The sequence below is a fragment of the bacterium genome (assembly GCA_019695305.1).
Taxonomy (GTDB): Bacteria; UBA10199; UBA10199; order UBA10199; family JAIBAG01; genus JAIBAG01.
Genome location: JAIBAG010000001.1, coordinates 80,036 through 101,896 on the forward strand (window position 1 = coordinate 80,036; position 21,861 = coordinate 101,896).

The 21,861-nt window shown below is 41.2% G+C and carries 17 protein-coding genes; 10 read left to right on the forward strand and 7 right to left on the reverse strand.

The features are described 5' to 3' along the window. Window positions 1-226: 226 nt before the first annotated feature. The 9 genes from K1X76_00405 (at window position 227) to K1X76_00445 (ending at window position 13,830) form a co-directional block, all read left to right on the forward strand. On the forward strand, window positions 227-1,306 hold the full coding sequence (locus tag K1X76_00405) for a hemolysin family protein (protein MBX7147517.1): 1,080 nt from the start codon (window positions 227-229) through the stop codon (window positions 1,304-1,306). Window positions 1,307-1,366: 60 nt separating this feature from the next. After that, complete coding sequence (locus tag K1X76_00410; GenBank protein MBX7147518.1) at window positions 1,367-1,879, forward strand: NADH-quinone oxidoreductase subunit I; 513 nt, start codon at window positions 1,367-1,369, stop codon at window positions 1,877-1,879. A 50-nt stretch (window positions 1,880-1,929) separates the two neighbouring features. Further along, on the forward strand, window positions 1,930-2,304 hold the full coding sequence (locus tag K1X76_00415; protein MBX7147519.1) for a hypothetical protein: 375 nt from the start codon (window positions 1,930-1,932) through the stop codon (window positions 2,302-2,304). Between the two features lie 78 nt (window positions 2,305-2,382). Then, window positions 2,383-3,621 carry a TolC family protein gene (locus K1X76_00420; protein ID MBX7147520.1) on the forward strand — a complete coding sequence of 413 codons (1,239 nt, stop codon included), beginning with the start codon at window positions 2,383-2,385 and terminating at the stop codon, window positions 3,619-3,621. Further along, window positions 3,618-4,610 (forward strand): efflux RND transporter periplasmic adaptor subunit, encoded by a 993-nt coding sequence (locus tag K1X76_00425; GenBank protein MBX7147521.1) that lies wholly within the window; start codon window positions 3,618-3,620, stop codon window positions 4,608-4,610. Before K1X76_00420 ends, K1X76_00425 begins: the two co-directional genes overlap by 4 nt. Before the next feature lie 109 nt (window positions 4,611-4,719). Then, complete coding sequence (locus tag K1X76_00430; GenBank protein MBX7147522.1) at window positions 4,720-7,941, forward strand: CusA/CzcA family heavy metal efflux RND transporter; 3,222 nt, start codon at window positions 4,720-4,722, stop codon at window positions 7,939-7,941. 199 nt (window positions 7,942-8,140) lie between these two features. Then, window positions 8,141-12,343 (forward strand): hypothetical protein, encoded by a 4,203-nt coding sequence (locus K1X76_00435; GenBank protein ID MBX7147523.1) that lies wholly within the window; start codon window positions 8,141-8,143, stop codon window positions 12,341-12,343. A gap of 15 nt (window positions 12,344-12,358) precedes the next feature. After that, on the forward strand, window positions 12,359-13,267 hold the full coding sequence (locus K1X76_00440; protein ID MBX7147524.1) for a serine/threonine protein kinase: 909 nt from the start codon (window positions 12,359-12,361) through the stop codon (window positions 13,265-13,267). Then, a complete protein-coding gene (locus K1X76_00445) occupies window positions 13,264-13,830 on the forward strand; it encodes a heme-binding domain-containing protein (protein MBX7147525.1) in 567 nt (188 codons plus the stop codon). Before K1X76_00440 ends, K1X76_00445 begins: the two co-directional genes overlap by 4 nt. Here the strand turns inward: K1X76_00445 and K1X76_00450 are convergent. Genes K1X76_00450 through K1X76_00460 form a run of 3 tightly spaced genes read right to left on the reverse strand, consistent with a single transcriptional unit; the run spans window position 13,827 to window position 16,313 of the window. After that, window positions 13,827-15,452, reverse strand: a complete 1,626-nt coding sequence (locus tag K1X76_00450) for an FAD-dependent oxidoreductase (GenBank protein MBX7147526.1) — start codon at window positions 15,450-15,452, stop codon at window positions 13,827-13,829. The genes K1X76_00445 and K1X76_00450 overlap by 4 nt on opposite strands. Before the next feature lie 14 nt (window positions 15,453-15,466). Beyond that, window positions 15,467-15,790: a metalloregulator ArsR/SmtB family transcription factor gene (locus tag K1X76_00455; GenBank protein ID MBX7147527.1), complete on the reverse strand. Its 324-nt coding sequence runs from the start codon at window positions 15,788-15,790 to the stop codon at window positions 15,467-15,469. After that, on the reverse strand, window positions 15,777-16,313 hold the full coding sequence (locus K1X76_00460) for a rhodanese-like domain-containing protein (protein ID MBX7147528.1): 537 nt from the start codon (window positions 16,311-16,313) through the stop codon (window positions 15,777-15,779). Before K1X76_00460 ends, K1X76_00455 begins: the two co-directional genes overlap by 14 nt. Window positions 16,314-16,422: 109 nt before the next feature. Between K1X76_00460 and K1X76_00465 the strand changes: the two genes are divergently transcribed. Next, window positions 16,423-17,268, forward strand: coding sequence for a hypothetical protein (locus K1X76_00465; protein MBX7147529.1), 846 nt, complete (start codon window positions 16,423-16,425; stop codon window positions 17,266-17,268). Between the two features lie 13 nt (window positions 17,269-17,281). Here K1X76_00465 and K1X76_00470 read toward each other — a convergent pair whose 3' ends face one another. The 4 genes from K1X76_00470 to K1X76_00485 are packed head-to-tail and all read right to left on the reverse strand — an operon-like array spanning window position 17,282 to window position 21,829. Then, entirely contained in the window at window positions 17,282-18,037 is a 756-nt protein-coding gene (locus tag K1X76_00470; protein MBX7147530.1) for an ABC transporter permease, read from the reverse strand. Then, complete coding sequence (locus K1X76_00475) at window positions 18,034-18,675, reverse strand: ATP-binding cassette domain-containing protein (GenBank protein ID MBX7147531.1); 642 nt, start codon at window positions 18,673-18,675, stop codon at window positions 18,034-18,036. The genes K1X76_00470 and K1X76_00475 overlap by 4 nt, the downstream gene beginning before the upstream one ends. Then, the gene (locus K1X76_00480) at window positions 18,672-20,381 is read right to left on the reverse strand and encodes a sensor histidine kinase (GenBank protein MBX7147532.1); all 1,710 of its coding nucleotides are present in this window, start codon (window positions 20,379-20,381) and stop codon (window positions 18,672-18,674) included. The genes K1X76_00475 and K1X76_00480 overlap by 4 nt, the downstream gene beginning before the upstream one ends. Next, window positions 20,378-21,829: an ABC transporter substrate-binding protein gene (locus K1X76_00485; GenBank protein MBX7147533.1), complete on the reverse strand. Its 1,452-nt coding sequence runs from the start codon at window positions 21,827-21,829 to the stop codon at window positions 20,378-20,380. Before K1X76_00485 ends, K1X76_00480 begins: the two co-directional genes overlap by 4 nt. Window positions 21,830-21,861: the final 32 nt, after the last annotated feature.

Consider the following 21,861-nt stretch of genomic DNA (forward strand, 5'->3'; position numbering starts at 1 on the left):
GTTGCTTTATTATGTTTACAAATACAGGCTAGGGAGCTTTGCTCTTTAGCCCCTTAATACCCTCCGAGCCGCTTGTAGCGAGGATTCTACAAGCGGCTCACCCCCTTTAACACATTTCAATTTAAAGACTTTCTAGAACGTGCTCGACAAGAAAGCTTTTAGACCTTAAAAGAACCTTACAATTTTTTGCAAAATATAACGGCCTCGGGCGCGTTATAAAGTTTATATGCCTCATTTTAATGTTAATTCCGGTACCAGTTTATACCTCTTGTTGGCGCTCCTCTTTATTGTCATGAATGCCTTTTTTGTAGCGGCCGAATTTGCTTTGGTAAAAATCCGTAAAACCAGGCTTCAAGTTCTTGTGGGCGAAAGAAACAGACTTGCCAAAATAGCGCTGGGAATGGTGGATAATTTAGATGCTTATCTTTCAGCAACACAACTGGGCATTACACTGGCAAGTTTAGGGCTTGGCTGGATAGGCGAACCGGCCTTTGCTGTTTTAGTGAAAGGTTTTCTATCCACGTTTAATCTTAACATAACTGACAATACGCTTCATTCCGTAGCTTTTATGTCGGCCTTTCTTATTATCTCGGCCCTTCATATTATTTTAGGCGAACTCGTTCCCAAATCGCTGGCCATTCGCACCACCGAATATATTTGCTTAGCCGTTGCCCTGCCCATGCGCATTTTTTACTACGTTTTCTTTCCCTTTTTATGGATGCTCAACGGAACAGCCAACGTTGTACTTAAACTTATCCGTTTGCCCATGCCTACAGGCTCAAGCCATGCACATAGCGAAGAAGAATTAAAACTGGTGGTTGAAGATTCGTTTGTAGAAGGCGCTATCGAATCGGACCAACGTACACTTTTAAATAAAGCAATCGATTTTGGGTCCAAAACCATTGGCGATATCATGTTGCCCTTTGATAAAGTTGTATTTTTGGACTTATCCGAAAGTTTAAACGAAAACTTAACCCGCGCACGCGATGCCGGCCATACTCGGTTTCCCGTCTTAAGTATCGACAAAACTATTTTAGGTTTTGTTCATATGAAAGATATTATTTGGAGCTTGGAAAACCATGAAGTAATTAATTTGTACGATCTTATCCGGCCTCTCATCACTTTTAGGCAACAAGTAAATATAGACGAAGCTTTAAAACAATTTAGAAGAAAAAAAATTCATATGGCCATGGTTAAAAACCAACACGATGTTATTATTGGTATTGTAACTATGGAAGATATTATTGAAGAATTAGTGGGCGAAATTGAGGATGAATTTGATGAAGAAGCCGCTAAAGCTAATTAAGGAAAAGCGCTTTGCATTGTAAAAATCATGTGTTAGGTTGACACCTTAGGAGAAAAGTTCGTGGCCATCGTATTAAAACGTAAAAAATTAACTCTACTTCAAAAACTTTATATCTTTGAAATTTTTCGGGGTTTGGCCATTACCATGCGCCATCTGTTAAAAAATATGTTTAACCCCGGTAAAATGATGACCTACGAATACCCCGAAGAAAAAAAACCGATCGACGAAACACACCGTAGTGAACACCGCTTAATGCTGCGCCCCGACAACTCCGTCCGCTGCACTGCCTGCATGCTGTGCGCTACCGTATGCCCGGCTAAATGTATTCATATCGAAGCCACCGAAGGCAAAACCGCCGATAACGAAAAATTTGCCGAAAAATACACGATCGATCTCTTACGCTGCATCTATTGCGGCTTTTGCGTAGAAGCCTGTCCCTGCGATGCCATCCGTATGGATACCGGTAAACCAGTGGATAGCTACTATCATCGCGAAGATTTTGTTAAAGATATCAACTACTTAAAGGCAAACCACCCTCCCGGAAAAAGCCCTTATTCCGAAGGTATGTATTAATTTTTAATGCTCGGTTGACTCTCGTCCATTATCTACTTAATATTAAAGATGTGAAGCACTGGCGCGTCCATAAACATTTTTCATTCGTTACCATGCTGGTCTTACTGATGGTAACAGCCTTCAGCACCACTGCTTTATGCAAGCCTTGTGGGATGACCAGTAACCAGGGCATGATGGATTGCTGTAAAAATCTCCCCCATCAGGGAGTTGCCATTAAAATGAATTGTTGCGATGGCAAGCCAGCCCCGCTCCTCAATCCAACAATAGCTATTCAGCAAGAACCCACAACAGTTGCTTTATTTACCGTAATTTCTGCTACTCCCACTATTCATCACAATACGTCTTTATCTTTTGGCATAATCCCTCAAACAAATATAAGTCCGCCCTTTCCGCCTACACTCGAAAAAACTATTCTTCGCATTTAGTCAACTTATCCAAAACTTAGTTTTACCTAAGGCTTTTTACAAAAGGCCAAGTGTATTCATTTTTTGATGAGTTGATTTATGAAAAAAATATTAATTTTTATTTTACTGCTGGTAGCACCCAAAACCTGGGCCTTAACACTTGATGACGTGATAAAGCGCGTTGCCAACACTCACCCGGCTATTGCCGCAAAACAGTTTGAGGCCAAAGCCACAAAAGCTAAAAAGGGAGCCGAGGCCTGGCTAAACGACCCGCAAGCCATGATTGAGCGGGAAGAAGGCAGGCAAACCAATTATAAAATTTCGCAGGAAATTCCCTTTCCCACAACACTCATTACCAAAAATAAATCGATTGGTTACGAGTATAAATCCAAGCTTGGTGATTTATCCGAAACCGAACGCACAAAAATATTTGAGGCCAAAAAAACATATTACGAACTTGTGGCTAATCAAAAACAAATTAATCATCAATCCACCGTTGTGGCCTCATACGACCAGCTCATCAATTCTCTTAAGCAGCAATACGAAACGACAGCCGATAAAAAATTACCCGCTTCGGGAGACATGGAAAAGCCAAGCACCATGCCAATATCCGGCATGAGCGATATACTCATGGCTAAAACAAAACGGGCTGTAGCCGAAACCAACTTGCACGATCTTAAACATCAAAAAGGTTTTTTAGAAGCCAAACTCAATTTACTGATGGGACAACCCGCCTCAAAACCGCTGGACGCTCTCAGTGAACCCCCTCTTAAAAGATTGGGTAAATCAGATAGCGAACTGGAACAAGTGCTTCTTAACAACAATGCCACACTAGCCTCCTTAAAATGGATGGTTCAAAAATATAAAGCCGATCAAAGTCTGGCCCGGCAGAGTGTGCTCCCCACAGTTACTCCCGAATGGACCTATAATAAAATTGACGATGAAAAAAATGCGCAAACCTTTGGCATTGGTTTTAATGTCCCACTGTGGCTTAACCGCAACGCCTCGCAAATGAAGGTAGCCACTCTCGAAAAATATAAAACTCAAAAAGAATTTGAGGCCAAAACTCTCGATTTAAAAACAGAGCTTTATTACCTCACCAATCATGCACGCGAGCATTACAGTATTATCAATACCTATAGATCCGAAATTCTTCCCACCGCCAGAAGCGCTACCAACATGGCACAAACAGCCTTTGAGGTATCTCTCATCCCGGCCAATAATTTAATGGAGAAACTGGTGGATTATAACGAAATGGCCAAAATGTACTGGGACATGTGGGCCGATTATCAAACCGAATATGCATTGTTGGAACAATTAGTAGGAGAGAACTTATGAAATTTTTTATTACATTTTTTATTCTTTTGGGTGTTTTTGTTGCATGCTCAAACACAACACAAACAACTGCTGCACAACATGATAAACAGGAGATTGATCACTATACTTGCCCCATGCATGCGCAAATTCATAAGGACGAACCCGGCACCTGCCCTATTTGCGGGATGGATTTAGTGCCTGTTTATAAAGATAGCAAATCTTTAGACAGTGCTAACACGCCCGATATCAATTCCAGCCTTATGATTGCGCCCGATAGGCAGCAGTTGATTGGTGTAAAAACAACCACGGTTAAAAAAATGGACACTTTTAAAAATATCCGCACCGTGGGCAGCGTGGCCTTTGACCCCGAGTTGGCTGTGGCCATACGCGAGTATCTGGAACTTAAAAATAATTTTCCCGATCTGGCCAAAAGCAGCAAAAATCGCCTGAAAATTTTGGGCTTAAGCGATAGCGATATTAATAATTTATCTGCTAAAACTGTAACAAGTTATACCTTGCCCGCTAGCACCACACTTGTTTATGCCACTCTTTTTGAAAGCGATTTTCCTCTCGTAAAACCCCAAACCAAAGCTGTGGTGAGTCTTTCGGCAAATCCGCAAGTGAGTTATGAAGGTGTTGTTACTTCCATTGATAATGTGGTGGACTCCCAAACCCGTCAGGCCAGAGCCCGCATTCAAATTAATACGGCTGATGTATCTTTAAAACCATCGGCGAATGTGAATGTTGATTTTAAAATACCTCTTGGCGAGCAATTAATTATTCCTCAAACAGCAGTACTCGATAACGGCAATCAAAAAACAGTTTTTATGGTGAAGGATAATATCAACTTTTATCGGCACCCCATTCAAACAGGTGACTTGGCAGAAAATAATACAGTGGTGGTGCTGGAAGGATTAAACGAGGGCGATATCGTTGTGGATGCCGCTGCATTTTTAATTGATTCGGAAGCTCAGCTTAAAGGAATTGGAAATAGTGTGCATCAACATTGAACTAATTGCTACCTCCCCACCTGTCTGCCATGCAGACAGGTCCCTCCTTACAAAGGAGGGGAAATTCCTCCCCTTTGTAAGGGGAGGTCAGGAGGGGTAGCCCATTTATATGATTGAAAAAATAATTGAGGCTTCGGCTAAAAATAAATTTTTAGTACTCGCCATGACGGGCATTTTGCTTTTTTGGGCAGCGTGGTGCTTAAAAAATATCCCTCTCGATGCTATACCCGATTTATCCGATACGCAGGTTATTATTTATTCCCGCTGGGAAAAAAGCCCCGACATTATTGAAGACCAGGTTACCTATCCTATTGTAACTGCGCTTTTAGGTGCTCCGCGCGTAAAATCTATCCGCGGTTTTTCTGATTATGGTTTTTCGTATGTGTATGTCATTTTTGATGACAATACCGATATGTATTGGGCCAGAAGCCGCGTGAATGAGTATTTATCCAAAATTGTTCCGCAATTGCCCCAAGGCGTTAAAACAGAAATGGGGCCCGACGCCACCGGTGTGGGTTGGGTGTTTCAATATGCGTTGGTGGATAAAACAGGTAAAAACTCTTTGGCCGATCTACGCAGTTTTCAGGATTGGAATTTACGTTACAAACTTCAATCGGTTGAAGGGGTTGCCGAAGTGGCCTCTATTGGTGGTTACGAAAAACAATACCAGGTTAATATTAATCCCGGAAAACTACTTACCTACAATATTCCGCTTACCACCGTGGTGGAAGCCATTCGTAAATCAAACAACGAAGGTGGTGGACGCGTGATTGATTTTTCGGGCCGTGAGTACATGGTAAGAAGCCGCGGTTATATTCAAAAAATTGAGGATATCGAAAACATTGTGATAGGTGGCGATAATGGCACTCCTATACTGGTAAAAAATGTAGCTAATGTAGCCATTGGGCCCGATATGAAACGGGGCATTGCCGATTTGGATGGCGAAGGCGATATGGTAGGCGGCATTGTGGTGATGCGTCAGGGCGAAAATGCCCTTAATGTTATTAAGCGTGTTAAAGAAAAATTAGACGAAATTAAACCCTCCTTACCAGAAGGCACCGATCTTGTAGTAACATACGACCGTTCCGATCTTATTTTAAGAGCCATTGATACGCTCAAGCATACACTGACCGAAGAAATGGTGATTGTAAGTCTCGTTATTCTTATCTTTTTATGGCATTGCCCTTCGGCGTTTGTTCCTATTGTTACTATTCCTATTTCCGTTTTTCTTTCTTTTATTCCGCTTTATTACATGGGCATCACGAGCAACATCATGTCGCTTGCTGGCATTGCCATTTCTATTGGTGTGTTGGTGGATGGTGCCATTGTTGAAGTGGAAAATGCCTACAAGCGCCTTGAAGAATGGCAAAATGGAGGAAAAAAAGGTGATTTTCACGAGGTAAGATTAAAAGCATTAAAAGAAGTAGGCCCGTCTGTTTTCTTTTCACTCTTGGTTATTGGCATTGCCTTTATTCCCATTTTTACGCTGGTCGATCAGGAAGGCCGTCTTTTTAAGCCGCTCGCTTATTCCAAAAATTTAGCCATGCTGATTGCGGCACTTTTGGCCATTACACTGGACCCCGCCATGCGCATGCTTTTTACGCGTATGGAACCTTTCCGTTTTAAACGCCATAAAAGGATGGAAAAAGTGGCCAACACACTTTTAGTGGGCAACTATTATCCCGAAGAACAGCATCCGGTAAGTCGGCTCTTGTTTAAAATTTACGAACCCGCTTGTTTGTTTGTTTTAAATCACAAAAAGAAAACACTTATTGCGGCTGGTTTGCTCATGCTCACAACCATTCCTGTTTTTCTTCATTTGGGTTCGGAATTCATGCCGCGTTTAAATGAAGGCGCTATTTTATACATGCCAACAACCATGCCCGGAATTTCAATTGCCGAAGCCGAAAAAGCACTTCAAATGCAGGATAAAATTTTAAAATCGTTTCCTGAGGTAGAACGCGTCTTTGGAAAAGCAGGACGCGCCAATAGTTCTACCGATCCAGCTCCATTATCCATGGTAGAAACAACGGTTGTTTTAAAACCACAAGAAGAATGGCCCCAAAAGAAACGCTGGTACTCATTTTTGCCTAATTTTTTAACGAGATCATTTCAACACATTTGGCCCAATCACGAAAGCTATGAAGAACTTATAAAGCGCATGAACGAAAAAATGCAGTTTCCGGGCTACACCAATGCCTGGACCTTACCCATTAAAAACCGCATCGACATGCTCACAACTGGCATCCGCACTCCCATTGGCATTAAAATCTACGGCGACGATTTGAGTGAAATAGAAAAAATAGGAAAACAACTAGAGGCTATTCTCTCCCCCCTAAAAGGCACACGCAGCGTGTATGCGGAGAGGGTGGCGGGTGGTTATTTTGTAGATTTTAATTTAAAGCGGGGCGAACTAGCGCGGTATGGTTTAACCATTGATGATGCACAGATGATTGTTGCTTCGGCCATCGGCGGCGAAAATATTACCACGGTAATTGATGGCCGTGCCCGTTACCCATTAAACGTGCGTTACGCACGCGACTTTAGAAGTGATTTAGATTCTTTGGGACGTGTTTTAGTAACAACACCCAATGGCGTTCAAATTCCCATCAGTTTGATTGCCGATATTACACTCAACACAGGTCCGTCCATGATTAGAAATGAAAATGGTTTATTATCCGGCTATGTTTATGTGGATACCGATCAGAGTGATATTGGTGGTTATGTAGAAGACGCAAAAAAGGCAGTAGCCACCATCACATTGCCCACAGGATATAGCCTAAGCTTTAGCGGACAATATGAAAACATGCTGCGCGTTAAAGAACGCTTGATTTTAATTGTTCCCTTAACACTCCTGTGCATCTTTTTTCTTTTATACATGAACACTAAGTCCATCATCAAAACATCCATCGTTTTACTGGCTGTTCCTTTTTCGCTCATTGGCGCTTTCTGGCTGCTCTATATTTTGGGCTATCATTTATCCATTGCCGTGTGGGTTGGGCTCATTGCGCTCATGGGTTTAGATGCAGAGACAGGTGTGTTTATGCTTTTATTTTTAGATCTCTCGCACAAAGAATATGAGGAAAAAGGGCTCATCAAAAATAAACAAGGTCTTTATGATGCTATTATTCATGGAGCCGTTAAGCGCGTGCGCCCTAAAATGATGACGGTGATGGCCGCGATGATGGGCCTTATTCCTATTTTATACTCCATGGGCACAGGAGCCGATGTGATGAAACGCATCGCCGCCCCCATGGTGGGTGGGCTGATTACCTCATTTGCTCTTGAGTTACTTATTTATCCTGTCCTTTTTGCATTGTGGAAAGAGTAGAGGATAAAAAATAATTGATAGTCATAGTTTTGACTGCATTCATCAAAACTGTCTCATATTGATAAAATTTTGCTCTTCTCATATTGATAAGTCTTTAATAATTAATAAAATTTTTATATCAAAAAAGGCACTGTTTTTGCTTTAGTGTATAAAGTTCTCGTGATCGTTCAGTACTGACCAAAAAACCGGTAATAAAAATATGAATAAAAAACCAATTTTAATATTACTTTTTTTACTCTTAAAATGTTCCATCCTGTATGCCACTATTCCGCCTCCTGGCCCCATTACTATTCAAGTAAATTCTTTGAACGAACCGCCAGGCATTGTCACACACAAAAATTGTGATGCAACTTTAACTGTACCAATCTGTTCTTTAAGAGAAGCCATTCTTTTAGCCAATTTACATTCGGGATACGACACCATTCTTTTGCCACCAGGCACATACAATATATCCCTTGGAGAAATGGTTATCACGGAAACTGTCAACATCAGAGGTGCAGATCCTCAGAATCCGAGTATTATTGATGGTATAAACAATCACAACCATCGCTTCATTTCGGCAAATGCCAATAGTTATATATATCAGGATTACATAAATCTTGAAAATTTAGTTATCCGTAATTTCAAAGATACAAATGGTGGCGCTGTCTATATTGACAATAATACTACTCAAAACACCATAGGCATTACACTTTCAACCAACAATGTTTCTTTCGAATCAAATGCAACAACATCCATTAGATTAGGTTTAGGTGCTGCTATCTATTTTTCAGGAAATGAGCAGCAAAATATCAACCAGAACTTAATTATTAATAACACACAATTTTCACTTAATCATGCCGGGAAAGGTGGTGCGCTTTATGTGAAAGCAGCCAACTTAAATATTGAAGGTACAAAATTTTTAAATAATATAAGTTTTTCTGGTGGGGGAGGGCTCTATCTGGACAGTAATTCCGACGCTCTAATCAATGGAAGTCGCTTTTTTGCAAATACTGCTATCGGTGAAGATTTTCTCAATTTTGGTAAGGGTGGTGCCATTTTCAACCAAAACTCAACTCTCAGAATTATAAAATCAAGTTTCGATAGCAATACAAGCGTGTCTTTTGGCGGAGCCTTGACTTTTAACGTACAAAATGTTGGCAATACCCCAACAAATAAAATAACCAGTATAAACAGTTGTACATTTATCCGTAACAAATCAAACAAAGGCGGTGCTTTATCTGGAAGTAGTGTCCCTGGTGATGTTGCCAGAGCCGATATCAATATTTACAACTCTACCTTTATTTTAAATCAGGTCCTCGATCAGGCCGCCCTTGGGACAGAGGATGGTAGTGCCTTGTACATTGATGGTATTGATAACACCTTCATCAGCTACACCACTATTTCTGGAAACACAGCCAATTCTGTTACTACCAGTTTACGTTATGGATCGGCTCTCTACGTGCCTCAAGGGGAGTATTTTGCCATTAAGGCCAGTATTGTTTCTCAAAATCGTTCTCGTACAGGATCCAACAGTTTTGCCGACAATGATTGTAATGTTACAACTGAAGTTATCTCCGAAAGTTTTGGATATAATATTTTAGGCTCAACTTGTCTTATTGAAAATTTTTCGGGCCATCCCGATCAAATTTCATCTAACCCCTTATTTGGTCCAATTATTAAGGTAAACGGAATAGATACTGCACTCTCACTTCAAGCCAACAGTATTGCCATAGATAGAGCAGAAAAAGGCCAGTGTATCTCATTAACAGATACACTGGAGGCGCATCCTGTATATTTAACTACCGATCAGATAAATTCATCCAGACCTGTTGCCGATTATTGCGATATTGGAGCTGTTGAATACACATGCAATCCTCAAACATACTATCTGGATGCCGACGGCGATGGCTTTGGAGGAAATAACAGCGTTCATTTGTGCAGTCAGTCATATACTGGCTACGTCCTAAACAACAACGACTGTGATGATACAAATCCCCTGTTGCGCTCACCTTCAACACACGAAATCTGTGATGGCATTGATAACAACTGCAATCAGCAGATTGATGAAGGCTTTCCCGATCGTGATGGTACAGGTGTGGCCGACTGTATGGAAAACCAGACCGAAGTTTGTGACGGGCTTGATAATGATAACGATGGACTCATTGATGAGGGTTATGCCGATAGCGATAGGGATGGTACGCGCGATTGCATTGATGCCTGTCCAAACAATCCTAATAAAACAAGCCCGGGTATTTGCGGCTGTGGTACGCTTGATATCGATACCGATGGAGATGGAGCTCTCGATTGTAACGACAGATGTCCCAATGATCCGTTAAAAACATCTCCCAATCAGTGCGGGTGCGGTAGAGTGGATATCGACAGCGATGGCGATCGCGCTGCCGATTGTATAGATCGCTGTGATGATGATCCACTGAAAGCTGTGGAGGGTATTTGCGGTTGTGGTGTTTTGGATGACGATAGTGATGGTGATGGAACCCCGGCCTGTAATGATGCCTGTCCTGCTGATGGCAGCAAAACTCAACCCGGCGTTTGTGGTTGCGGCTCTGCTGAACTGGATATCAATAATGACGGCATTGTGGATTGTGGTGATTTATGTCCGAATGATCCTGCCAAAAGTTCTCCTGGCATTTGTGGTTGTGGTGTGCCGGATACCGATACGGATCATGAAGGGACACCAAATTGTCAGGAGGTGTGCGACTACGATCCGTTAAAGCTAGTTCCGGGCGTTTGTGGTTGCGGTGTAGCCGATATTGATACCGATGGTGATGGTGCATTTGATTGTCGTGAGATGTGTGACAACGATCCTAACAAAACCTTACCAGCTTATTGTGGCTGTGGTGTAAGCGATGCCAATACCGATAATGATGCTTTGCGCGATTGTCAGGAACTCTGTGATGAGGATACCAACAAACTGGAACCCGGCATATGTGGTTGTGGAGTGCCCGATACCGATACAGATAATGATGGAACACCGGATTGTCTTGATGAATGCGACAATGACCCTTTGAAAACACAGGCAGGTGCTTGTGGTTGTGGCAATAGTGAAGAAGATGCCGATAACGACGGTACACCTTTATGCCATGATGCCTGTCCTACCGATGGCAGCAAAACCGAACCAGGTGATTGTGGTTGCGGCTATGCTGAACTGGATATCAATAATGACGGCATTGTGGATTGTGGTGATTTATGTCCGAATGATCCTGCCAAGAGTTCTCCTGGTATTTGTGGTTGTGGTGTACCGGATATCAATACCGATGGCGATACAAAGCTTGATTGTGAGGAAACGTGTGACAACGATCCTGCCAAATTAAGTCCAGGTGTTTGTGGTTGCGGAGTGCCCGATACCGATACAGATGGTGACGGTAGTGCCGATTGCATCGATCAATGCCCTAACGACAGAAATAAAACAACACTTGGTATTTGCGGCTGTGGAGTAGCCGATATCAATACCGATGGCGATACAAAGCTTGATTGTGAAGAAACGTGTGACAACGATCCTGCCAAATTAAGTCCAGGTGTTTGTGGTTGCGGAGTGCCCGATACCGATACAGATGGTGACGGCAGTGCCGATTGCATCGATCAATGCCCTAACGACAGAAATAAAACAACACTTGGTATTTGCGGCTGTGGAGTGGCCGATAACGACACCGATCACGATGGAATCATGGATTGCGTAGACACCGAAGTATGTGATCGTGTAGATAACAATGGAGACAGACAAATAGATGAAGGACTCGATTGCAGTGCCCCCATTCCCGAAACCTGCGATGGGTTTGATAACAATGCCGATGGTATTGTTGATGAAGGCTTTCCGGATACCGATGGTGACGGCACCAAAGACTGTGTGGACAAATGTATTAATGATGCCTCCAAAACAGAACCCGGTCTGTGCGGTTGTGGTACCAGTGACGTGGATGGCAACCATAATGACACCCCCGACTGTCGTGAAATAGCACATGAGTTATGTAACGGGATTGACGACAATGGTGATGGCCAGACTGACGAGGGTTTTAATGATACCGATAACGATGGTATCAAAGACTGCGTAGATGAAGAAGAGTGTGACGGTCTTGATAATGATGGCGATGGAACTATTGACGAGAGTGTATGTGCAAGCGGAGAACCTGAAAAAATTCCTACGGATGAAATCTGCAATGGAGTAGATGATGATGGTGACGGTTTGGTTGATGAAGAACTGTCGTGTGGTAATACTCCTACTGGAACAACCCCGGAAGCCGGTGATGCCCCCGATAATGGAGACTCTCCCGGTACAGATAACAACGACGATCCGAGTTCGGAAAATCCTGATTCTCCGTCAGATAGTACTGGCACGGATAATAAAGATGTATCGAGCAATAAATCGAGTGCCGGCGGTTGTAGTTTAAATGCTAACAATTAAACCATAGAACTTTTGATGCTTTCCAACTTTAAACTGGATGTAGAATATCATATTCAACGCAAAATAGCCGATGGCGGCATGGGTTCGGTTTATGAAGCACTTCAATGTGGTGTGCAGGGCTTTACAAAAACGGTTGCCATCAAAGTACTCTTACCTCAATACGCCCAAAATAAACTTTATCTCGACATGTTTATTAATGAAGCACGTCTGGTAGCGTCTCTTGTTCACGAAAATATAGTTTCTCTTTATCATTTAGGCTTTCACGATAATGCTTATGTCATTGTAATGGAGTATATTGATGGTTATTCGCTGAATGAATTTTTGGAACATCACCGTAAAATAGGAAAAAGAATACCCGAAGAAATAGCCGTGTTTATTGCCAGCCGCATTGCCAGGGGCCTGTCGTATGCCCATACAAGGCCCAACATGGTATCGGTAGTGCACCGCGATGTAAGCCCGCGCAATATATTAATTACAAGTGAAGGATTGCCAAAATTGGCCGATTTTGGATTGGCCATGGTAGTGGAGGGCACTGGAGGTAAACAAACCTACCGCGCCGGTAAAATGGCCTACATGTCGCCCGAGCAGGCAAAGGGCGAGACGCTCGATAGAAGAACGGATATTTTTTCGTTAGGTGCCGTTTTGTTTGAAATGCTCACACTGCATCGCATTAGAAAAGGCACAACCAAAGCTGGCCCCTCATTAAAACAAGCGATGGAGGGAGAAGTAAATTGGGATTTACTTAAAGTGAACGATCGTTTAAACACCATTTTAAAACGTTGTTTAGCTCTTGATCCTAATAATCGTTACAATAAAACCCCGGAGCTGGCTGAAGACTTGGAACGTTACATTTACGAAGGCGGCTATGGCCCTACCATTGCAGCTCTTAAGGCGTATGCCGAAAAAATAGGAATAAATTCATGAAAAAAATAATTTTAATAGTTACTAGTCTTATCATTTTCATTTTAATTACCCGCTTTATTGAGATTAAAACACCACCACTGACCGAAACTAAACCTGCTCTTAGATGCACTACCGATAGCAATGCAAACGGTTTAAAGTGCGCTACCCTCGAAGCTATCAATAAGGAATATCAGGAAAAAGTTTTACCTATGGCCAAAGAAAAATGTCTCATGTGTCATGGCCATGTAGAAAAGATGCCGCTCTATTCTGTTATTCCTCCGGCATCTTTTTTGGTAAATCATGATATTGATGAAGCCAAGGAAAAATATAACATGACTTTTGATTTTCCTTTTAGCGGTAAAGAAGGGCACGATTTTGTTGAAAGCCTTGATGAACTAATAGACGTGATTGACGAAGGAGAAATGCCCCCTGCCATTTATTTGGCCATGCATTTAAAATCGTTTGTAAGCGCATCCGAAAAACAGGCTATTATGGAATGGATAAAACATTCCAAGGCACTTTTAGCGCAAGAAGGAATTACAAAATCGGAAGCAGGTGATGGAAGCGATGAAGATCGTGATTAATTTGTATTTCTGGCCTGCAGAAAGCCACCTTTTAAATTAGCCACCTGAAAACCGTTTTGATTAAGTATTTGATAGGCCAGATATCCACGCTGGCCTTTTTGGCAATACACCACTATTTTTTTATCTTTTGGAATTTCATGTAAGCGATCGCGTAACTGGGAAACTGGAATATTAACTGAATTACCCAATTTCCCAAATTTTTGTATTTCATCGGGATTACGCACATCCACCAAAAAATCTGCTTCTGAAAAAGTTTCGATCGTCCGTACATCACCCTTCACTTCGTGCCCCGCTACAAATGAAGCAATATTGATGGGATCGTTGGCCGATCCAAACGGTGGAGCATAAGCTAAATCGAGTGATTCCAAATCGTGCACGGTCATTTTACCGTAGATTGCCGTGGCTAAAACATCCACGCGTTTATCTACCCCATTTTCTCCCATTACTTGTGCACCTAAAATGCGGCCGCTACCTTCCTCCACTAAAAGTTTGGTAATTACAGTTGTAGCACCGGGATAATAGGAGGCATGAGAAGGATCGCGCGTTGTTGAGGTAAAAAAGGTAAAACCAGCATCTTTGGCCTGTTTGCTATTTAGCCCCACATATCCAATTGTTTTATTAAGAAGACGCACAATAGATGTGCCTAAAGCGCCCGGATAGGTAAGATGGGCTCCCGCAGCATTAGCTCCCGCAATCCGCCCCTGACGATTAGCCGGGCCAGCCAGCGGAATACGTAAACGTGCGCCAGTAATAAGATGTGTTGTTTCGGCGGCATCACCCACCACATAAATATCGGGATCGGATGATTGTAAACGTCCATTAGCCTTCACTCCTCCCGTCACACCAATTTCCAAACCGGCCTCGCGAGCAAGCGCCACTTCGGGTTTTACTCCTACCGATAAGAGTACCATATCCGCATTTACCTTTTGTCCGTTTTCCAAAACAACAAAATCTTTTCCCATTTCGCTAGCGCCTATGGCATTTAAAATGGTGAGTGTGTTTGCATAATCCTGCTCCATATCTCGCACCAGCTCACGTGCCATATCGTCATCTAATAGAGGCAAAATATGCGGGGCCTTTTCAATAACCGTCACCTTTAAACCACGGTGCATTAAGGCCTCGGCCATTTCTAAACCAATAAACCCACCGCCAATAACAGCCGCCGTTTTTGGATTTTGGGTTTTAATAAATAAATCTATCTTGTCCATGTCGGGCACATCACGCAAAACAAACACATGTTCGGCGGGTAAACCTTTAAAAGGAGGCACAATCGGCATGGCGCCCTGGCTCATAATAAGTTTATCGTATACCTCGTCGATAATAGACCCATCGGGGGTTTTTACTTTTACTTTTTTAGCTACACGATCAACACTTAGAACCTCATGCCGAATAAGGGCTTTTATACGATATTTATCCCAAAATTTTTGCGGAGTCATTAAAAGCAGTTTTTCACGATCTTTAATTTCGCCGGCTATGTAATAAGGAAGACCACAATTAGCAAAAGAGAGATACTCACCCCGTTCAAAAACGGTAATCTCCGCATGTTCATTAACCCGGCGCGCTTTTGCGGCCGCTGTGGCTCCACCGGCCACACCACCAATAACAACTATTTTAAGCGACATATTGTCTCCTTTTTTTAAGCACCAAATTTTTTGGCAATTGAATTTTTATATCCTTCGCAAATATGGCTACACAGCTGCAATACAAAGGGTCCTATCATCCGATAATACACTGTTGTTTTGTCGCGGCGACTACTGAGCAAGTGGGCCCGGCTTAAAATGGAAAGATGACGCGAAATATTAGCTTGGGCTGTTCCTACCTCGGCCACAATATCGCCCACACTTTTTTCGCCATCATGCAGATACTGCATAATTTTTAAACGTGTAGGATCGGATAAAGCCTTCATCATCACGGCAATGTTTGATAATTCCTGATCATTTAATTTATCAAGCTTGGCCATTTTTTACCTCGCACGCAGGGAATTTATTAAATGGAAGTTTGGAGAGAAGTACAGCCATGCCACAAAATCCGCTAATGCCAGAAAACATTAAACCACAACCTACAAAAAGACTTAGGCCTAAAAAATAGGGGTGCACTGTTTTTGAAAGAATAATGCCCAGTACCACTAAAAACCCGGCAACCAATTGAACCTGCCTCATAAGTGGGAGCGTTTTAAGTGATCCTGTTACAAGCCCTGCATTTTTACAGGCTTTGATGCCGCCTTCTATACAGATGAGATTTTGATTCCCGCGTGCCATCAGCACTTGACGAGCCCGCTCGCTGCGAACGCCGCTTTGGCACACTAAATAGAGTTTTTGCGCAACAGGAAGAACTACTTTACCCGTTTCTATTTGAGATAGCGGAACATTATGAGAGCCCTTGATATGCGCCGCATTAAATTCATCGGGTTCGCGCACATCCACCACACAACATGATTCTTTATCTAAAAGCTCGCTTAATTGTTTTGGCAAGATACTTGTCATGAAACCTCCTATATATAAGCAATTACTTATATAAAGATTGAAGTACAATTTGTCAACGGGTCATTTTTTTTACTCGAATATCAAAATCAAGTTTGCTAGAGCATACAGCATGCAAACACTTGAATTTACAAAAAATCCATCGCTCACAAAAAACTTTGCCAAAGCTCTCTTTTTGCCCCGTAAAGGCTTTGGACCAAAACCAGAACTTCCCGCCCTTAAAGGTGTTTTTAACGCTATTAAAATCAATCCGGCCCTGCTCCATTCTTATTTTGATGTGTGTCAGTTTAATAATAAAAACGATGTCCCTCTTCTTTTTCCGCATAATCTGGCCTCGTCGGTGCATATGGCCTTGTTAACTCACAAAAGTTTTCCTTTAAAATTATTGGGAGCTGTTCATTTGCGTAATCAAATTACCCGACATGCACCCGTTTCAACGGCCGATAACTTAAGGCTTGAAACAGCCTTCACCGAAGTGCGTGTTACATCTAAAGGCGTAGAGTTTGATTTTTATACCGAGTTTTTTAGTAACGAAAATCTGGTGTGGGAAGAAGTAACTACTTATTACAAGCGTGGACGTTTTGGGGCCGATAGTGGCAAAGAAACTAAAACCATGGAAACTTTAACCGATACGGTTGAAGTGGCTCGTTGGTATTTGTCCAAAAAATTGGGCAAACAATACGCAAAATTATCAAACGATTATAACCCCATTCACATTTCTAAAACGCTCGCTAAAATGTTTGGCTTTAAGCGCGATGTAGCGCATGGCATGGGTGTTTTGGCTACCGCGATCGATCGCGCGGGACTAGCCAATGCTAAAACCAATGATGTTTTCTTTAAAGGCCCGCTTTTTTTAGAAAATGAAGTGAGGTTAGTACAGGGCACCACTGATAAAAGCCGTTTTGATATTTACTGTGGGAACAATCCTAAGCCCAGCATTTGCTTCCGACTGGTGTGACAAGTTAAACTCCTCAGATAACTAATTGATGTTTGCTGTTAAACAACACTTTGTGGATTCCCAACGCCAGCGAAATGGATGAAAATCCAAACGCAAACGTGAGCATAAAAATTATTACCAGTTGGTATTTTACAGCTACTAATGGATTTACACCCGCCATCACAAGCCCCGCCATGGCTCCCGGCAAATAAATAATACCCAAAGTTTTAAGCGTATCTACCATGGGCATGGAACAAATTTTGATAGCCCGGTTAGTTAACGGAATAATCACTTCTTTGGCCGAAATTCCCAAAGATAAATTGGCTTCAATTAAACTTTTAGATTGTTCTATTTCAAACGTAACCCGCTCAATAAAAAAAGAACAATTGTTCATCACCTGCCCAATTAAAATACCGCCAATAGGAATAATATACTGTGCCTTCCAGGCAATTACCTTAAATAAACACAAAATAATGAGGATAGACGGCGGCACTAAATAAATAACCAGCGCAATAAGCACACCCATTCTTTTATATTTTTTCCAGCGTCGCGCTGTTAAAAAAGTGGCGGCTCCACACATGATAAATAATATACCGCTTACAGCCCATACATGATCAACTTTAAACAACCACAACACCACAAAACCCGCCGCCGTTAATTGTACAATACCCTGGAGCGAGCTTAAAATGATGGGGAGAGTGAGATTAATGCGACGTAAATAAAGAAAAAGGGCAAAGAGTAAAATAAGAGAATAGGATAATGCCATCGAGGTATAGCTAATGTCGTTCATATTCCTCCCTTTTTTAGAAAAAGCGGATTTACACCCAAACGCTGGGCTTGTGCGGCATCGTGCGTAACCCACACTACACGGACATTCAATTTATGAATCAAATCTAATAGTACCGATTCAATCTTGCGAGTGGTATCCAAATCTAAATTGGCGGTGGGTTCATCTAAAAGAAGAATTTCGGGATCGTTTAATATAACGCGCACTAAGTTAACACGCTGCAATTCACCGGTAGATAAATCACGTATTTGTTTATTTAAAATAGAAGGGTCTAAAAGAACGTCCTGCATGAGCGCTTCTAATCTGCTTTCTTCAATTTTCTTTTTATGCTGAGTGGGTCCGTAAAGAACAAAAGTATTCACAGTTTCTTCTGGCAACGCTTTTAGTTGCGGCATCAACGCCACTTTATGACGAAGTTCTAAAACGGGAATTTCGGCAATAGATCTTTCTTTATAAAATATCTGGCCGTCCTGAGGGTCAATAAGACGGTTTAATAAACGCAACAGTGTGCTTTTTCCAGATCCGGAGCTCCCCATAACAACATTTATTTTTTCGTCTGGAATAATAAAATTAAAATCCGAAAAAATTGAGGTGTCTGAAAATGAAAGCCTAATATTTTTTAATGTAAATAGAGGGTTCATTTATTCTCCGGTATCCAAAAACTAAAAGTAGTTCCTTTTCCTTGTTCGCTTACAACACTTATAACGCCTCCATGTAATTCGATAATTTTTTTGGAAATAGCCAAGCCTAATCCCAATCCCTTGCGTTTGGTGGTGGTAAAATCGTCAAATAGAGTTTCCAGTTTATCGGCAGGAATACCAATACCGTTATCATTCACCTCAAATAATGTTTTACCAAAATCACTATTAACATTTAGTTTAATAATTCCGCCATTTGGCAAGGCTTGCAGCGCATTGGTCATAAGATTAGACAGTACACGCACCAGTAAAAAATAATCGGCTTTCACAACATGCTCGTTGTCGGCATCAAAAATAAGTTCAATTTTTTTATCGACGGCCTGTAACTCAAAACGACTTTTAAGATCAGCCAATAATTTTCCAATATTAATATCGCTGCGGTTAAACGGCATTTCAGAAGTTAAATCCTTTAAATTACTAAAAAAAAGATCCACGTTATTAAACTCGCGCGTCACTACATTAGAAAAATCCGTAACAAATTTTGGATCACCAGCCTTTGTAGGCATTAGCTTGGCCCAATTGCGAATATTGGTAATGGGGTGTTTTAAATCGTGCACAAGCCCACCCGCAATTTTACCAATGAGCGATAGACGTTCTTGCTTGCGAATTTGACCGGCCTGAAAGGACAATTGCTGGGCCATCTCATTATAATGGCCTCCCATATCCGAAAATTCATCGTGGGTATCTAGTCTAATGCGATGCTCCCAATTACCGTGCGCAATTTCTTCCAAACCCAGCGTCAGTGTTTTAACTGGAGACACCACCATTTTTTTAACACTCCAATAACCAACAACAAGCATAAGAGCAATTACCAGTATAGTGAGTACCAACATTTGAATGGAAAGATGATTGGCTAATTGAAAAGCTTCTTCTGTGGGTTCGCGTACCAGCAAAATACCACCAAAGGGCAAATCAAGAGGCATTAACGACACTAAATAACGATTTGAGTTAAGTGTTTGAATAAAACTTTGAGACCCATGAATAAAATCACTAAAGCCCGGATAAGGTTTAAGCTCAAATAAAACCGACATGTTGGACGAGGCAAAAATATTACCCTTGGCATCCACTAAAAAAGCCTCACCTGTTTTTCCAATTTTCATCTGGTGCACCAGATGCCAGGCATAAATTAGATTAAGTTCGGCCACTAAAACTTTTTGTACTTTGCCTTCCTTTTTTATGGGCAAATAGACGCTAATAGCAGGCCTAACCGGTGGCGGATTTTGTGCAATGTACACATCGCTAATGGCCATTTGCCCCTTCAGCAATTGTGGGGTTTTCTCTCTTAAATCAACAGCAGGTGGTTTTTCAAACTGACTTTGCTCTAAAACATTTCCGTCTAAATCGGTAATCATCAAATATTGAAAATAGGGATAGTTGGCAAAGGCCATTTTTAACAAATGGTCGTATTCGTCTTGGGTGTAGCTAAATTGTTCCAACTCGCGGGAGAGATTTTGTAAAATATCAAAGCTATTATCAAAATAATTGGATACATCTCGAGTAGTGGCACGGGCCACTTCCAAATTGGCCTGCATCACTTGTTCTTTACTAACCTGACCTATACGACTGATGGAAATAGTATGAAAAACTATTACGGGTATAATAGCCGATAATAAAAAAATGAGGGTTAATTTAAAAAAAACTGATTTCATTTATACTTTTGCTCCTCACGAGGTACCCAAATTTTTTGAATTTCATAAAAGAATTCATCAAAATTGGGGTCATACCCCCTAAACCGTTTATGGATAATCATGGGAATATGCCGTTCCAACAAACTAAAATAAGTGGGGGCCCGCTGCAGCAATTTTTGGGTTTCTAAAAAAGCTTCTTCGCGTTTTTGTGGTAAAAACTCATAACGAATATCATCCACAACCTGTTTTTTTTCTTCAACTGTTAAAAGTGTTTTTTGATTTTCGTTTGCATACTCGTAAACATACAGGTCATCAAATAAAAAATCGGCAGGATAAAGGGCAAGGTCATATTTTTTTTCATGCACCGCTTTTACAAAATCGTTAAAAACAAAAGGATGAATAGTAAGCTTAATACCTTGTGCATAAAAGGACTGAATAAGTTGGTATAAAATAAAATCACTAAATTCATGCTCTTTAATAGTAATTACATTTAAGACAGAAGGAAGTGTAGAAACAGATATGTCATTATTAATAGTTACTTCTTGGGAAGCAGAAGTTTTTGTTTCACCTATTTGGTTAATAATTGAAGCTTCATGTAAAAGACGCGCCATACTCTGGCGACTCGCTTGAGAACTCAATTGTGGATTATCAACATTTAGGTCTATTACATAATGAAGGGGTTTCTTTTGAAAAAGAACACGATATGTATTGTTGTCTTGAAACAGTTTTTCGTAAGTGGGATCGGCCAAATACAAGAAATCGAGATCTTCACGAGTGAGCATGGCCAAACCTTCCATGTATGTAGGCAAAAAATAAATTAATACCTTATTTAAATAAGGTCCTTTTTTATAATAATGTTTATTAGGAACAAGTGTTAAAATACCTTGGTTTGCATTGTAATCTAATACACCAAAAGCCCCTGTTCCATTCATTGTAGGCTTCTCACCCTTATCCCATTGACCTTTTTTAGTAATTGGAATCAATTCTAAAGCATAACTAAAAAAAGCATCATAGCGCTTAAAAGTAAATTCTACTTCGTTTTCTCCTACAACTTCTATTTTATCTAAATTTATAAGCAAATTGTGATATGAACTTTTTTCGTGATCTTTATTGTATTGAAAAGAATAACATACATCATCCGGCCTTAACCTGGTGCCATCCTGAAAAAAAGCATTTTCACGCAAATGGATACGCCAAACGGTTTTATCAGCATTAGTGGTGTACGATAATGCCAAATCGGGAACAAGCATATTGCTGCCGGTCATTTCAAAAAGTGTAGAATATACCATGTCGCTAACCAAACCCTGCCCTCCAAGTGGATCAAGATAAATATTAGCTGCAGGATCAAATACGAGCATATCGATACCAATATGCAGTTCGTCTCCGTGCTGTGGATGTTTTGAATGGGTATTACATGCCGATGCAATAAGTAGACCAAGGATAAGAAAGTAAAATGTGGTTTTCGTCATGTATTGCTAATGTGAATACCATAAAGCACCTT